This window comes from Streptomyces sp. NPDC016845, from assembly GCF_044332585.1.
In the GTDB taxonomy this organism is placed as follows: Bacteria; Actinomycetota; Actinomycetes; order Streptomycetales; family Streptomycetaceae; genus Streptomyces.
Genome location: NZ_JBIRPI010000008.1, coordinates 258,896 through 270,998, shown reverse-complemented (window position 1 = coordinate 270,998; position 12,103 = coordinate 258,896). Strand labels below are relative to the sequence as shown.

General features: G+C 73.1%; 15 protein-coding genes. 7 read left to right on the top strand and 8 right to left on the bottom strand.

All coding sequences use genetic code 11. The features are described 5' to 3' along the window. Nucleotides 1-85: 85 nt before the first annotated feature. A complete protein-coding gene (locus tag ACH4RC_RS22275) occupies nt 86-838 on the bottom strand; it encodes a TnsA-like heteromeric transposase endonuclease subunit (protein WP_398203530.1) in 753 nt (250 codons plus the stop codon). A 239-nt stretch (nt 839-1,077) separates the two neighbouring features. On the opposite strand from ACH4RC_RS22275, the gene ACH4RC_RS22270 reads away from it, so the two are divergent. Beyond that, nucleotides 1,078-1,692 carry a PadR family transcriptional regulator gene (locus ACH4RC_RS22270; RefSeq protein ID WP_398203527.1) on the top strand — a complete coding sequence of 205 codons (615 nt, stop codon included), beginning with the start codon at nt 1,078-1,080 and terminating at the stop codon, nt 1,690-1,692. A 106-nt stretch (nt 1,693-1,798) separates the two neighbouring features. Here the strand turns inward: ACH4RC_RS22270 and ACH4RC_RS22265 are convergent, their stop codons facing one another. Both ACH4RC_RS22265 and ACH4RC_RS22260 read right to left on the bottom strand, forming a co-directional pair. Next, nucleotides 1,799-2,227 (bottom strand): SRPBCC family protein, encoded by a 429-nt coding sequence (locus ACH4RC_RS22265; RefSeq protein ID WP_398203525.1) that lies wholly within the window; start codon nt 2,225-2,227, stop codon nt 1,799-1,801. Between the two features lie 86 nt (nt 2,228-2,313). Beyond that, on the bottom strand, nt 2,314-2,514 hold the full coding sequence (locus tag ACH4RC_RS22260; RefSeq protein WP_398203523.1) for a hypothetical protein: 201 nt from the start codon (nt 2,512-2,514) through the stop codon (nt 2,314-2,316). 112 nt (nt 2,515-2,626) lie between these two features. Here ACH4RC_RS22260 and ACH4RC_RS22255 point away from each other — a divergent pair, with 112 nt between their 5' ends. The 3 genes from ACH4RC_RS22255 (at nt 2,627) to ACH4RC_RS22245 (ending at nt 5,661) form a co-directional block, all read left to right on the top strand. Then, complete coding sequence (locus ACH4RC_RS22255) at nt 2,627-3,142, top strand: Clp protease N-terminal domain-containing protein (RefSeq protein ID WP_398203521.1); 516 nt, start codon at nt 2,627-2,629, stop codon at nt 3,140-3,142. Nucleotides 3,143-3,239: 97 nt separating this feature from the next. Then, the gene (locus ACH4RC_RS22250; protein WP_398203518.1) at nt 3,240-4,256 is read left to right on the top strand and encodes an EamA family transporter; all 1,017 of its coding nucleotides are present in this window, start codon (nt 3,240-3,242) and stop codon (nt 4,254-4,256) included. A 517-nt stretch (nt 4,257-4,773) separates the two neighbouring features. Next, the gene (locus tag ACH4RC_RS22245; RefSeq protein ID WP_398203516.1) at nt 4,774-5,661 is read left to right on the top strand and encodes a DMT family transporter; all 888 of its coding nucleotides are present in this window, start codon (nt 4,774-4,776) and stop codon (nt 5,659-5,661) included. A 4-nt stretch (nt 5,662-5,665) separates the two neighbouring features. Here the strand turns inward: ACH4RC_RS22245 and ACH4RC_RS22240 are convergent, their stop codons facing one another. Together ACH4RC_RS22240 and ACH4RC_RS22235 are read right to left on the bottom strand one after the other, a co-directional pair. Continuing rightward, entirely contained in the window at nt 5,666-6,313 is a 648-nt protein-coding gene (locus ACH4RC_RS22240; protein WP_398203513.1) for an FMN-binding negative transcriptional regulator, read from the bottom strand. Then, entirely contained in the window at nt 6,314-7,015 is a 702-nt protein-coding gene (locus ACH4RC_RS22235; RefSeq protein WP_398203511.1) for a pyridoxamine 5'-phosphate oxidase family protein, read from the bottom strand. It abuts the gene before it with no gap. 37 nt (nt 7,016-7,052) lie between these two features. On the opposite strand from ACH4RC_RS22235, the gene ACH4RC_RS22230 reads away from it, so the two are divergent. Next, complete coding sequence (locus ACH4RC_RS22230; protein WP_398203508.1) at nt 7,053-8,384, top strand: aminotransferase class I/II-fold pyridoxal phosphate-dependent enzyme; 1,332 nt, start codon at nt 7,053-7,055, stop codon at nt 8,382-8,384. On the opposite strand, the gene ACH4RC_RS22225 is transcribed toward ACH4RC_RS22230, so the two are convergent. Then, a complete protein-coding gene (locus tag ACH4RC_RS22225; RefSeq protein ID WP_398203505.1) occupies nt 8,375-9,361 on the bottom strand; it encodes a DMT family transporter in 987 nt (328 codons plus the stop codon). The two genes, ACH4RC_RS22230 and ACH4RC_RS22225, sit on opposite strands and share 10 nt — an antisense overlap. A gap of 91 nt (nt 9,362-9,452) precedes the next feature. Between ACH4RC_RS22225 and ACH4RC_RS22220 the strand changes: the two genes are divergently transcribed. Next, nucleotides 9,453-10,379: a LysR family transcriptional regulator gene (locus ACH4RC_RS22220; RefSeq protein WP_398203503.1), complete on the top strand. Its 927-nt coding sequence runs from the start codon at nt 9,453-9,455 to the stop codon at nt 10,377-10,379. A gap of 9 nt (nt 10,380-10,388) precedes the next feature. Here ACH4RC_RS22220 and ACH4RC_RS22215 read toward each other — a convergent pair whose 3' ends face one another. Then, nucleotides 10,389-10,859 (bottom strand): pyridoxamine 5'-phosphate oxidase family protein, encoded by a 471-nt coding sequence (locus tag ACH4RC_RS22215; RefSeq protein WP_398203501.1) that lies wholly within the window; start codon nt 10,857-10,859, stop codon nt 10,389-10,391. A gap of 136 nt (nt 10,860-10,995) precedes the next feature. On the opposite strand from ACH4RC_RS22215, the gene ACH4RC_RS22210 reads away from it, so the two are divergent. After that, nucleotides 10,996-11,637: a cysteine hydrolase gene (locus ACH4RC_RS22210; RefSeq protein ID WP_398203498.1), complete on the top strand. Its 642-nt coding sequence runs from the start codon at nt 10,996-10,998 to the stop codon at nt 11,635-11,637. Here ACH4RC_RS22210 and ACH4RC_RS22205 read toward each other — a convergent pair. Next, nucleotides 11,624-12,100 carry a Rieske (2Fe-2S) protein gene (locus ACH4RC_RS22205; RefSeq protein WP_398203496.1) on the bottom strand — a complete coding sequence of 159 codons (477 nt, stop codon included), beginning with the start codon at nt 12,098-12,100 and terminating at the stop codon, nt 11,624-11,626. The two genes, ACH4RC_RS22210 and ACH4RC_RS22205, sit on opposite strands and share 14 nt — an antisense overlap. Nucleotides 12,101-12,103: the final 3 nt, after the last annotated feature.

Sequence of the window (12,103 nt, the reverse complement as noted above, 5' to 3'; positions counted from 1 at the left end):
TGCCTCTCCCACCAGCGGGCCTGATCGGCGGCAACTGCGGGGAACTCCGCGATTCGGGAGGTCGGCGGCACCCGCCTCTTGCCGGTCACCGGTCAACTCCGCTGGCCAAGTGCACGATCGTGCGAGGTCCCAGCAACTCGACCGTCATCTCCGCTGCGGTCAGCACCTGAAGCCAGAGGAGGTGGAACAGCACCGGCAGCGTCGACAGCCGGTCCCCTGCCGTATCCGCCCCCACCATCAGTGGCCCCGGGGTTGAGAAGACCTCCCGGAGCCTGGCCGCGGCCGGGTCGTGCAGACACCGCGGGTGCCGGTAACGCGACAGCCACCGGACATTCGCGAGCAGCACCGCGTCCGGTATCCCCGACCGGTCGAACCTCCACCCGGCCTGGGCACAGACCAGGCGCGTCACCTCGAATGCTTCGGCGTCCTTCGGCTCGATCCGCTCATCCGCACGGACATCGACGACCACGGCGGAGCCGTCCGCGCGGCGGATGAAGTAGTCCGGGGCGTGCCGACGCTCCCGCTCGCCGTCATGCCAGTGCAGCCAGAACGGCTGCGAGCTGATCCCCACCACGCTCGGGTCGAAGTCCATCAGCAGCAGCCGGTCCCGCTCCAGCCACGACTCGAAGCCGACGTGCCGCCCGGTCGTCGCCGACCAGTACCAGCCCGGGAAGTGACGCTCACCGCGGGACCACCGGAACGTACGTACCGGAGCGGCATCCTCGAATCGGCCCGTCACGCAGTCCCGCAGCGGACGCCGACGGCGTCCGTGCACCGCGTCCACGTACGACAACTCGAAGCACGGCTCCGCCTGCTCCACCCCAGCCGGTACAGCCATCCAGCACCCCCAGCGCGCTCAACCGCGCGACTAGGTTCGCTGAGACAGAAGCCGGAACGACTCGGTTCGCTGAGAAAACGACTCGATTGAGTGAGACGGGACAACACCGGGCTGCCGGAGGGTGTTGCCAACCGAAAGCTTCCGATATATCGTTGAGGCATCGCGATCGGTCAATGATCGTGATCGACGAAACCCACGGACAGTGGGACCCACGATCAGTGACGAAAGGACTGATTCCCATGCGTACCCACGGACACGACCATGGACATGGACACTACGGACCCGGCCGCGAAGGCCGGGGCGGATCCGAGCGCGGCGGCTTCGAGGGCCGGCGCGCGTTCGGGCCCTTCGGACCCGGCTTCGGCCCGGGGCCCTGGGGCGGACGCGGCGGCCGCGGTGGCGGACCCCGGGGGCGAGCGCGCCGCGGTGACGTGCGCGCCTCGATCCTGGCCCTCCTCAAGGACCGCCCGATGCACGGCTACGAGATGATCCAGGAGATCGCCGAGCGCAGCGGCGGCGCGTGGAAGCCCAGCCCGGGCTCCGTCTACCCGACGCTCCAGCTGCTCGAGGACGAGGGCCTGATCGCCAGTGCCAGTGAGGGCGGCAAGAAGCTGTTCTCGCTCACCGACGACGGCCGCACCGCCGCCGAGGAGGGCCCCGAGGCCCCCTGGGAGGAGGCCGGACGCGGCGTCGACTGGGACGCCATGAACGAGATCCGGCAGGCCGGCTTCGGTCTGATGGAGGCGTTCGGCCAGGTCTGGAAGACCGGCAGCAAGGAGCAGCGCGAGAAGGCGCTCTCCGTGATCAACGACGCGCGCAAGAAGCTGTACCTGATCCTCGCCGACGAGGACTGAGCCCGTGCGGGCTCGGCCACCGGGAGACAGAGCGCGCGAGAGGCGCCCCGTACGTCATGTACGGGGCGCCTCTCCGCGTCCGGGGTGCACGAGGCAGGCGTACGGGTCAGGTCACCAGGCCCGCCAGTTCGCGCAGGGACTCCTGGAGCGCGGCCGTCGCCGAGTCCTTCAGCTTGCCCGCCATCAGGGAGACGGCGGCGCCGGTGAACGCGCCGTCGATGCGGACCGTCGTCGCGTTCCCGTCGGGCGTGAGGGTGTAGCGCGTACTGATGTGCACGCCCATCGGGCCCTTCCCGCCGATCGCGAGCGTGCGCGGGGCCGCCAGCTCCTCGACGGTCCAGACGACCTCGGCCGGAAACCCCATCAGCTTCATGTCCTCCTCGAACTGCCCGCCGACCTCGAGGCTGGTGGGAGCGCCCTTGGGGAAGCCGGTGTGGGTGGCGTTCCACTCCCCGTACGAGGTGAGGTCGGTGAGCCGCGCCCAGACCTTCTCGGCGGGCGCCTCGATACGTGCTTCCGCGCTGACCTCGGCCATGCGGCACCCCTTCGGCAGATGTGGTGCGGGTCACTGTGTCGCGGAAAGTAGCCGTCCGGCCTCGAACATTCAATACTGATGAACCGTCAGGAGCGCGCGGAGGTGATGCGCTCGATCCGCGCCGCGTCGAACACGTCGTACGCGCGCGGGTGCGGTCCCTCGTCGTGACAGTGCCAGGCGTCCCAGAACAGGTCGGCGGGCAGCGCGTCGGCCGGGGCGTACACCCGGTACGCGTACTGCCTGCCGTCGACCGCGGGCAGGGTCACGATCCAGCACCCGCTTCCCATGTCTGTGACGGACGAGTGGGATGGGGGTGGTGGTTGCCTCTCCTCCCTGAGGAGGAGGTGCCGCGGCCGTATGCCCACCTTGTGTCGGACGCGAAGATGCTCCTCGCCGGGGATGTTCCTGTGCATCAGGGCTGATGAGGTGGGGTACGTGCAGAGTCCTACCCCGTCGAACGCCCCCGCCGCCCCGCTCAGTGACGAGCTGGCCCTGGTGGTCGCGGGAGCCCGGCGGCGTGCGCTGCGGGACGGCGACCGGCAGATCGACACGGCCCATCTGCTGCACTCGCTGCTCGAGGCCGACCCCGAGGTGCGGGCGGCCTTCGACGACAAGGCGCAGGTCGCGCGGCTGCTCGGATACCTGGTGCAGCGCAGCATCGGCTACGGCTTGCAGTGGCAGGGCGCCGTGGAGGACTCCGGCGCCGTTCCCGTCGTCGGGGGTGCGCCCGGCTGGTCGCCGCCGGCCGCCGCCGCGATGGGGGCGGGTGGAGAGCGGGCCGCGTCCCGTGGGGACGAGCGGGCGCGCGGCGTGGACGTCCTCGCGGCGCTCGCGGCGGACGCGGAGTGCCGGGCGGTGGAGGTGCTCGGCCGGGCGGGCGTGGAGGTAGCGCGGCTGCGGCGGCGGCTCGGCTGAACTCGTCCGACGCGCCGCGGAGCGCTTCGTGCGTCCGTCCTGTGAGACAGGCGTCATCGGGGGTGACGGTGCTGACTCGCCCTGTCATGATGTGCCCGTGCATGGGTCGAAGGGGTCTCAGGAGAGTCAGGGCACCAGTGGACGCGGCTTCGGTCTCGGGCTCGCCCTGGTCTCCGCGCTCGCGTTCGGCGGCTCGGGCGTCGCGGCGAAACCACTGATCGAGGCGGGGCTCGACCCCCTCCACGTGGTCTGGCTGCGGGTGGCCGGAGCCGCGCTCGTCATGCTGCCCGTCGCCTGGCGCCACCGCGCCCTCGTGCGGCGCAGGCCCCTGTTGCTGCTCGGGTTCGGACTGCTCGCCGTCGCCGGTGTGCAGGCCTGCTACTTCGCGGCGATCTCCCGTATCCCGGTCGGGGTGGCCCTGCTCATCGAGTATCTGGCGCCCGCGCTGGTCCTCGGCTGGGTCCGTTTCGTCCAGCGCAAGCCCGTGACCCGTGCCGCCGCGCTCGGCGTCGTCCTGGCGGCCGGCGGTCTCGCGTGCGTGGTGGAGGTGTGGGCCGGGCTGAGCTTCGACGTGCTCGGGCTGCTCCTCGCGCTCGCCGCCGCCTGCTGCCAGGTGGGCTACTTCGTCCTGTCCGACCAGGGCAGCGACGCGGGTGCCTCCGGCGGTGAGGTGCCCGATCCGTTCGGCGTCATCGCGTACGGGCTCCTCATCGGCGCCGTCGTGCTCACCGTCGTCGCCCGGCCCTGGGGCATGGACTGGTCGGTGCTCGCGGGCGACGCCGCCATGAACGGCACCGCCGTCCCGGCATGGCTGCTGCTCTGCTGGATCGTGCTGCTCGCCACCGTCGTCGCATACGTCACCGGGGTGGTGTCCGTACGACGGCTCTCGCCGCAGGTGGCCGGGGTCGTGGCGTGCCTGGAGGCGGTGATCGCGACCGTCCTCGCGTGGGTGCTGCTCGGCGAGCATCTGTCGGCGCCGCAGTTGACCGGGGGCGCGGTGGTGCTGGTCGGGGCGTTCATCGCGCAGTCCTCGAAACCGGCGGCGCCCGCCCCCGAGCAGACCGCGGCCGAACCGGCGGAAACCGCGTTGTCCCGGTCGGGCGGCGCGGTCTAGGGTGCGGATCATGCACGCACGCGCACTCGTTCTGCCGCCTCCGGGGGCCTAGGGCCCGTCGTCCGGCCAACCGGTCGGACCCGGGGCGTCACGTCCGGCGATCCGCCGCCGTGAGAGGAGACCGGCACCCTCGGTGCCGGTCCGCACGGTGCTGCCGATCCGCCGGGGCGGGCGTTCCGGTGGGCGGAGATCTCCCCACAACCGTCGGCCACGACCGTGGCCGTGCCGTGTGCGGAGAGAGCCGCCGACGGGCCCGCTCGCGGGCAGCCCGGGACTCGTGGCTGTCCGCGCAGGACGGTCCGTGTCCCTCGGGCCTCGCCCTGGCGGGGTCCCTTCCGTGGAGATCCACGTGTCGCGTGTTGTCTCGGCCGGCTCAGCCGCGCCTTCTTCCGATGCCCGTTCCGCTGCTCGTACCGCTGCTCGTACCGCTGCTCGTACCGCTGCTCGTACCGCTGATCGTTCCGATGGCCGTTCCGATGGCTGTTCCGCGCCTCGGCTGCCCGTCCGGCGCGGCCTGTTGTATCTCGTCGTCGCCGGTGTCGCCTGGGGCACCGCGGGCGGCGCCGCCTCCGTCGTGTTCCGGCTGAGTGATCTGGGGCCCGCCGCCCTGTCGTTCTGGCGGTGCGCCGGAGGGCTCGTCCTGCTCGTGGGCGCCCGGGTGCTGCGGCGGGGGCCCGCCGCCGGACCGGTGGGCCGGCCGATCGGCCGCAGGGCCGTCCGGTACACCGTGCTCGGGCTGTGCCTGGCCGTGTTCCAGACCGCCTACTTCGCCGCCGTCGGAGTGACGGGCCTCGCCGTCGCCACCGTCGTCACGCTCGGCGCGGGCCCCGTGCTCATCGCGCTCGGCGCCCGGCCGGCCCTGGGGGAGCGGCTCGGGCGCGGCGGAGCGATCGCCGCCGCGGGCGTGCTCGGCGGGCTCACGGTGCTCGTCCTGGCCGGTGGCGGCGCGACCGTCCGCCCGCTCGGTGTGCTGTGGGCGCTCGTCTCCGCGGCCGGGTACGCCGTGATGACGCTGCTCACCCGGTGGTTCGGCCGGGCGGGCCGCGCCGGTGACAGCCTCGGTACGACCGTGGCCACGTTCGCGGTCGCCTCGCTCGCGCTGCTGCCGCTCGGCGCGGCGGAGGGCCTGGTCCCGCACACGGCCCAGCCCCTGGAGATCCTGGCGCTGCTCGCGTACACCGCGTCCGTGCCGACGGCGCTCGCCTACGCCCTGTACTTCGCGGGAGCGGCCGTCGTCAGCTCGGCCACGGTGTCCGTGATCATGCTGCTCGAACCGGTCGCCGCGGCGCTCATCGCCGTGACCCTCCTCGGGGAGCGGCTGACCGCGGCGACCGTGGCGGGCACCGCGCTGATGCTGGTCGCGGTGGTCGGGCTCGTGGTGGCGGAGGCGCGGTCCGCCACGTAGCGGGTCACGCCTCCTGGCGCCGCCGACGCTGGCCCGCCAGCGCGGCGGCGTCGCCGGGGGCGCCCCGCTCCGCGAGCCCCGAGGCGATCCGGTCCTGGACCTCGTCCGGCTTGTGCCCGGCGTACTTGAACTTCGCCCGTACGCCTATCACTTCGAGCCGTATGCCACGGATCCCGGCGAGCATCCGCCCGTACGGGACCTCACCCACCGCCACCGTCGCGGAGAGGCCGGGCGGCTGGAAGTGGCCGACCTGGCGGTTGAGCAGCGCGGCCTTCTCCTCCGGATCGTCCACGACGTGGGCGGTGCAGCGGAGCTGGACGGCGGTGTAGACGCTGGTCGGCGTCGCGTGCTCGGCGGGGGCGCCGGGCAGTGCCTGCCACGGACCGGGCACGTACGCGTAGTCGTCGACGACGCTGAGTACGACGTGCGGGTCCGCGTCGAGCGCGGGCCACAGCGGGTTCGGGCGGGCGAGATGGGCGACGGCCTCGCCGAACTCGCCGCCCGCCGACGGGTCGTAGGCGAAGTGCGTCGGCTGCACGAAGGGCGGCTCGCCCGGGAGGCCGTTGACGGCGAGCTGGCCGAAGTCGTGGGCGGCGAGCCAGCGCTGCCACTCGGCGGTGGAGCGGGCCGCGTCCCACGGGTGGATCAGCATTCACAGTCCGCGCAGGTAGGCGGGGACCTCGATGCCGTCGGCGAGGTCGTCGGCCGGGACGAGCGGACCGTAGCCCGGCCGCAACGGGACGACGCCGGTCCAGTGCGGCAGGTCCAGGTCCTCGGGTTCGTCGTTCGGGCCGCCGGTGCGGACCTTCGCGGAGACCTCGGCGAGGTCGAGGGAGAGCACGGCGGTCGCGGCCAGCTCCTTGGCGTCGGCCGGGCGGGAGTCGGCGGCGCGACCGGCTACGACGTGGTCGACGAGCGCGTCCAGGGCGAGCCGCTTCTCGTCCGCGTCGGTGACCTGGTGCGCGATGCCGTGGACCACGACGGAGCGGTAGTTGATGGAGTGGTGGAAGGCGGAGCGGGCGAGGACGAGGCCGTCGACATGGGTCACCGTCAGGCACACCGGCAGGCCCGGGTCCTGCTCGCCCGCCATGCGCAGCGGGCGCGAGCCCGTGGAGCCGTGCACATAGAGGCGTTCACCGACGCGGCCGTAGAGGGTCGGCAGCACGACCGGGGCGCCGTCGCGCACGAAACCGAGGTGGCAGACGTAGGCCTCGTCGAGTATCGAGTGCACCAGTTCGCGGTCGTACGCGGCGCGCTTCTTGGAGCGGGTCGGTACCGTGCGGGCCGTCGGGGCGTAGGCGGTCCCGGTGGCTGCGACCGAAGGGGCGGCTGACGACTCAGGGGCGACGCTCATGTTGCGGACTCCATTGCACTAGTGCAAACTGTGGTTTGTGCTAGAAGAGTATCCGATCGAAGGGCGGCGCGCCGCCGAGATTTCGGCGAGCGTGGAGCGCGCGGTGGCCGACGGCGGCCTCGCCCCGGGCCAACTGCTTCCGCCGATGCGGGAGTTGGCGCAGCGGCTCGGGGTGAACCCGAACACGGTCGCGGCCGCGTACCGCACCCTGCGCGAGCGCGGGGTCATCGAGACCGCGGGCCGGCGCGGCAGCCGCGTACGCCCGAAGCCCGCCACGACCGCGCGCGAGCGGATCCGGGTGGACGTGCCGCCGGGCGTACGGGACGTCTCCGACGGCAATCCGGACAAGGCGCTCCTGCCGTCGCTGGCCGAGGCGTTCGCCGCGGCGGCCGCCGCCGCCGACCGGGAGCCCGTGCTCTACGGGAGTGATCCGCTGGAGCCCGCACTGGTGCGCCACGCGCGGGCCGACCTCGACCGTGACGGGGTGCCCGACGGGCCGGTGGTCGTCACGTCCGGGTCGCTCGACGCGATCGAACGGGTGCTGACCGCGCACCTGAAGGCCGGGGACGCCGTCGCGGTCGAGGACCCGGGCTGGGGCAGCGTGCTGGATCTCGTGCCCGCCCTCGGCCTGCGGCTCGTACCGGTCGGGGTGGACGACGACGGGCCACTGCCCGCCGACGTCGAACGGGCGCTGCGCGAGGGCGCGCGGGCGCTCGTGGTCACCGACCGCGCGCAGAATCCGACCGGCGCCGCGGTGAGCGCGGTGCGCGCCGACCACCTGCGTACGGTCCTCGCCGCACACCCGGACGTGCTGCTCATCGAGGACGACCACGGGCACGGCATCGTCGACCTGCCGCTGCGTCCGCTGGCCGGGACGGTCCGGCACTGGGCGTTCGTCCGCTCCGTCGCCAAGGCCTACGGCCCGGATCTGCGGCTCGCGGTGCTCACCGGCGACCCCCTCACCCTCGACCGGGTGCGCGGTCGCCAGCGCCTCGGCCCCGGCTGGGTCAGCCGGATCGTGCAGCGGGCGGTGGCCGGGCTGTGGGCGAGCGGCGCCGTGGACGCGCGGGCCGTCGCGGCGTCGTACGGCGAGCGGCGTGACGCGCTGATCGCGGCGCTCGCCGAGCGGGGCGTCGCCGCGTACGGGCGCAGCGGCATGAACGTGTGGGTGCCGGTCCCAGACGAGACCGGCGCCGTGGCGCGGCTGCTGCACGCGGGCTGGGCGGTCGCCCCGGGCGCGCGATTCCGGATGACGGCCGCGCCGGGCGTCCGGATCACCGTGAGCAGCCTGGACCTCGGGGAGGTCCGGGCGATGGCGGAGGTGGTGGCGGAGTCGGTCGGGTCGGGACCGGTGCGGTACTACGCCTGACGGCGGAGGCGGCGGGGTTCCCGCATGCGGGGTCCCCGGTTTCGGGGCTGGGTGAGCGCCGCGCCCGCGAGCACGATCACCGCGCCGACCGGGGTCGACCAGCTCAGGGACTCGCCCAGGACGGCGACGCCCGCCGCGGTGGCGATCACCGGGATGAAGTACGTGACCATCTGCGCCGTCGTCGGGCCGACCTCGGCGACCAGGCCGTACTGGATGAGGACCGCGAGACCGGTGCCCAGGGTGCCCAGGGCGACGACCGACAGGAGCGGGAGCACCGGGAACCCGTGCGGCCAGGACGTGAAGAGCGGTGTGACGACGGCCAGTTGCACGGTGGCGAGGAGAAGCTGGGCGCCGGTCATCGACAGGTGCGAGTGGCCGGTGCGCGCGAGCGTGCGGCGGACGTGGATCCAGCCGACCGGGTAGCTGAACGAGGCGAGCAGCGCCATCACCGTGCCCGTCAGGTCCAGGCCGTGGAAGCCCTGCCAGACGCCGAGGACCGTGAGCACGCCCAGGAAGCCGAGGCCGAGGCCCGCGACCCGGCGCCGGGTCGGCCGGTCCTCCGACAGCGCGACCAGGGAGAGGGCCATGCCCCACAGCGGGGACGTCGCGTTGCAGATACCGGCGAGCGTCGAGGGGATCGTCTCCTCGGCGAAGGCGAACAGGGAGAACGGGAGCGCGTTCAGGAAGAACGCCGCCACCGCCAGGTGGCCCCAGGTGCGGGCGCCGCGCGGCAGCCGCTCCCGCTTCACGGCCATCGCCGCGGCGAGCACGAGCGTGCCGAAGACCAGGCGGCCCAGCGTCACCTGGAACGGGGCGTAGCCGTCCGTGCCCACCTTGATGAGGAGAAAGCTGAAACCCCAGATGAGGGAGAGCACGCCGAAGCGGACGCGCCAGTCGAGGGCGCGGCGCGGCGGGGCGGCCGAGGGGGTGTCGGTGGTGGCGGCGGGGGCGGCGCTCGCGGGGGTCACGGTGCTCATGCGGACAAGAATCGCGCCCGTCGACCTCGTAGCACAAGCGAGATTATTTGCGGGATATTCATTAGCGACGCTTACCTATAGCATCGTTGCCATGTTGAACCTGGAGCGGTTGCGCGTCCTCGACGCGCTGGCCCGGCACGGCTCGGTCAGCGGTGCCGCCGACGCGCTGCACGTGACCACGTCCGCCGTCTCGCAGCAGATGACGAAGCTGGAGCGGGAGGTGGGCCAGCAGCTTCTCGCCAAGCACGGGCGCGGGGTGCGCCTCACCGACGCGGGGCGGCTGCTCGCCGAGCACTCCGGGCGGATCCTGTCGCAGGTCGAGCTGGCCCAGTCCGACCTGGAGGCGCAGCGCGGGCAGGTCGTGGGCGAGCTGCGGCTCTCCGCGTTCCCGACCGCCGCGCGCGGCCTCGTCCCGGCCGCGCTCGCCGCACTGCGCGCCGCACACCCGCAACTGCGCGTGCGCTCGCACGAGTCGGAGCCGGAGGCCGGGGTCGCCGGGGTGATCCGCGGCGACCTCGACCTGGCCGTCGTGCTCGACTGGCACAACAAACCGATGCCGCTGCCCGACGGACTGGTAAAGGCGAGCGTCCTCGACGACCCGGCGGACATCGCCATGCCCGCCGGGCATCCGCTCGCGGACCGCGACGAGGTCCGCCTGGAGGACTTCGCCGACGACGAGTGGATCACCTGGGGCGAGGGGGAGTTCTGCCACGAGTGGCTGCTGTTCACGCTCCGCGCGGGCGGCGTCGAGCCCCGCATCGGCCACATCGCCGCCGAGACCCACACCCAGCTCGCGCTCGTCTCGGCCGGGCTGGGCGTCTGCGTGGCTCCGTTGCTCGGCCGCGACCCGATGCCGCCCGGCGTGGTCACGGTCCCGGTCCGCCACCAGGTGCGGCGCCACGTCTACGTGGTCTGGCGCGCGGACGCCGACCGCCGCCCCTCCATCAGGGCGGCGGTGGAGGCGCTGCAGAAGGCGGGCGCGGATCTGGGGCAGTCGGCGGACCGGGGCCGACGCTGACGGGCGGGTCTACAGATCCGCCAGCTTCCGGAAGTCCCAGGAGGCGATCTTGTCCGGGGTGAGGCGGGCCCAGGCGTGGCGTCCGTCGTGGAACATCTCGGACATGCCGAAGTTCTTCCGCGCGAACAGCCGCTCGGGCGCGTCGAGTTCGGGGCACGGCTCGCCCGTACGGGGTGACTCGCCGACGAACTCGACGCGCCCGGACAGCTCGACGCCGCGCAGCTCCCCGTACTCCTCGCCCGCGTCGACCGCCACGGCCACCCGCCCGTCGGCCCGCAGATCGGCCCAGCGGCGGCTGCGCGTGAGGGAGTAGAGCCACAAGGACGTGCCGTCCCACACGAACCACAACGGGCTGACGTGCGGCATCCCGTCCGCCGACACCGTGGCCACCCGGCAGGTGCGCTGCTCGGTGAGGAACGAGTCCAGCTCCCGCGGGGTCATCATGATCTTGCGTCCCCGGCGTTGCTGGGTGGCGGCCATGTGTGCTCCTTGTCGGTGTGCGGTCATTGTGGATGGCTGACGGGGCGTCAGAAAAGCAGCATGCGGCCTCTTCCGTCCCCGCGCAATGGTGGCTAGTCTCCAGCCCCCGGAAGCGAGGACGTACGAGGGGGGGACCATGCCGATCCGCGAGGACCTGGCCGAGTTGCTCGACCCGGCGTACACGGTGCTGCTGACCGTCGAGTGCCAGCAGGGCGTCGTCGGCACCGACAGCGCTCTGCCCGAACTGGCCGACGCGGCACGGACGTCGGGGGCGCTGGTCAACGTGGCGCGGCTGGTCGCCGCCGCCCACGAGAGCGGGGTCCAGGTGGTGCACGCCGTGGCCGAGCGCCGCCCCGACGGCCGCGGCGCCAACCGCAACGCCCGCCTCTTCCGCGCCGCCGAACGCCTCCCCGTACAGCAGCTGTCCGGGTCCAAGGCCGTCCGGATCGCGCCGCCCATCGAGGTCGCCGACGAGGATCTCGTCGTCCGCCGCCTGCACGGGCTCTCGCCGGTCGCGGGCACCGAGGTGGATCCGCTCCTGCGCAACCTGGGCTGCCGCACGCTCCTCGTCACCGGCGTCTCCGCCAACGTAGCCATACCGAACGCGGTGTTCGACGCCGTGAATCTGGGCTATACCGTCGCCGTCCCCAAGGACGCCATCGCGGGGGTGCCCGCCGACTACACCCCCGCGATGGTCCGCAACACGCTCGCGCTCGTCGCCACCGTGGTGACGACGAGCGATGTGCTCGCCGCCTGGAAGCGGCCTAGGCGAGGGTGATCGACTCGCCGCTCACCTTGATCTGCTTCTCCGTCAGCGGGCGCGTGGCGGGCGGGTTCTTGACGCTGCCGTCCTCGATGGAGAACTTGCTGCCGTGGCACGGGCAGTCGATGGTGCCGCCCTCGACCTTGGTCACCGCGCACCCCTGATGCGTACAGGTGCTGGTGAACCCCTTGAACCGGCCTTTCGTCGGCTGGGTCACCACGACCCCGGCGTCGGCGAAGATCTTGCCGCCGCCCTCGGGGATGTCGGAGGTCTTCGCCAGCTCCTGGCCGCCACCGCCGCCACCGCCGCCACCGTCGTCCGCCGACGAGGCGTCGCCCGCGGGCCCGGACGACTCGTCGTTCTCCGAGCCACCGCACGCGGTCAGCGCCGCGGCGAGGCCCACGGCGCCGACCGCCGCGACGACGGTGCGGCGCGCGGGCGCCGGGGGCGGCGGCGCGGACATGTCTGTATCGGTCATGCT

What these genes read in the sequence shown, in the direction of transcription:
- ACH4RC_RS22275 (WP_398203530.1), bottom strand. Translation starts at nt 838, where the DNA reads ATGGCTGTACCGGCTGGGGTGGAGCAGGCGGAGCCGTGCTTCGAGTTG.
- ACH4RC_RS22270 (WP_398203527.1), top strand. Translation starts at nt 1,078, where the DNA reads ATGCGTACCCACGGACACGACCATGGACATGGACACTACGGACCCGGC.
- ACH4RC_RS22265 (WP_398203525.1), bottom strand. Translation starts at nt 2,227, where the DNA reads ATGGCCGAGGTCAGCGCGGAAGCACGTATCGAGGCGCCCGCCGAGAAG.
- ACH4RC_RS22260 (WP_398203523.1), bottom strand. Translation starts at nt 2,514, where the DNA reads ATGGGAAGCGGGTGCTGGATCGTGACCCTGCCCGCGGTCGACGGCAGG.
- ACH4RC_RS22255 (WP_398203521.1), top strand. Translation starts at nt 2,627, where the DNA reads ATGTTCCTGTGCATCAGGGCTGATGAGGTGGGGTACGTGCAGAGTCCT.
- ACH4RC_RS22240 (WP_398203513.1), bottom strand. Translation starts at nt 6,313, where the DNA reads ATGCTGATCCACCCGTGGGACGCGGCCCGCTCCACCGCCGAGTGGCAG.
- ACH4RC_RS22235 (WP_398203511.1), bottom strand. Translation starts at nt 7,015, where the DNA reads ATGAGCGTCGCCCCTGAGTCGTCAGCCGCCCCTTCGGTCGCAGCCACC.
- ACH4RC_RS22225 (WP_398203505.1), bottom strand. Translation starts at nt 9,361, where the DNA reads ATGAGCACCGTGACCCCCGCGAGCGCCGCCCCCGCCGCCACCACCGAC.
- ACH4RC_RS22220 (WP_398203503.1), top strand. Translation starts at nt 9,453, where the DNA reads ATGTTGAACCTGGAGCGGTTGCGCGTCCTCGACGCGCTGGCCCGGCAC.
- ACH4RC_RS22215 (WP_398203501.1), bottom strand. Translation starts at nt 10,859, where the DNA reads ATGGCCGCCACCCAGCAACGCCGGGGACGCAAGATCATGATGACCCCG.
- ACH4RC_RS22210 (WP_398203498.1), top strand. Translation starts at nt 10,996, where the DNA reads ATGCCGATCCGCGAGGACCTGGCCGAGTTGCTCGACCCGGCGTACACG.
- ACH4RC_RS22205 (WP_398203496.1), bottom strand. Translation starts at nt 12,100, where the DNA reads ATGACCGATACAGACATGTCCGCGCCGCCGCCCCCGGCGCCCGCGCGC.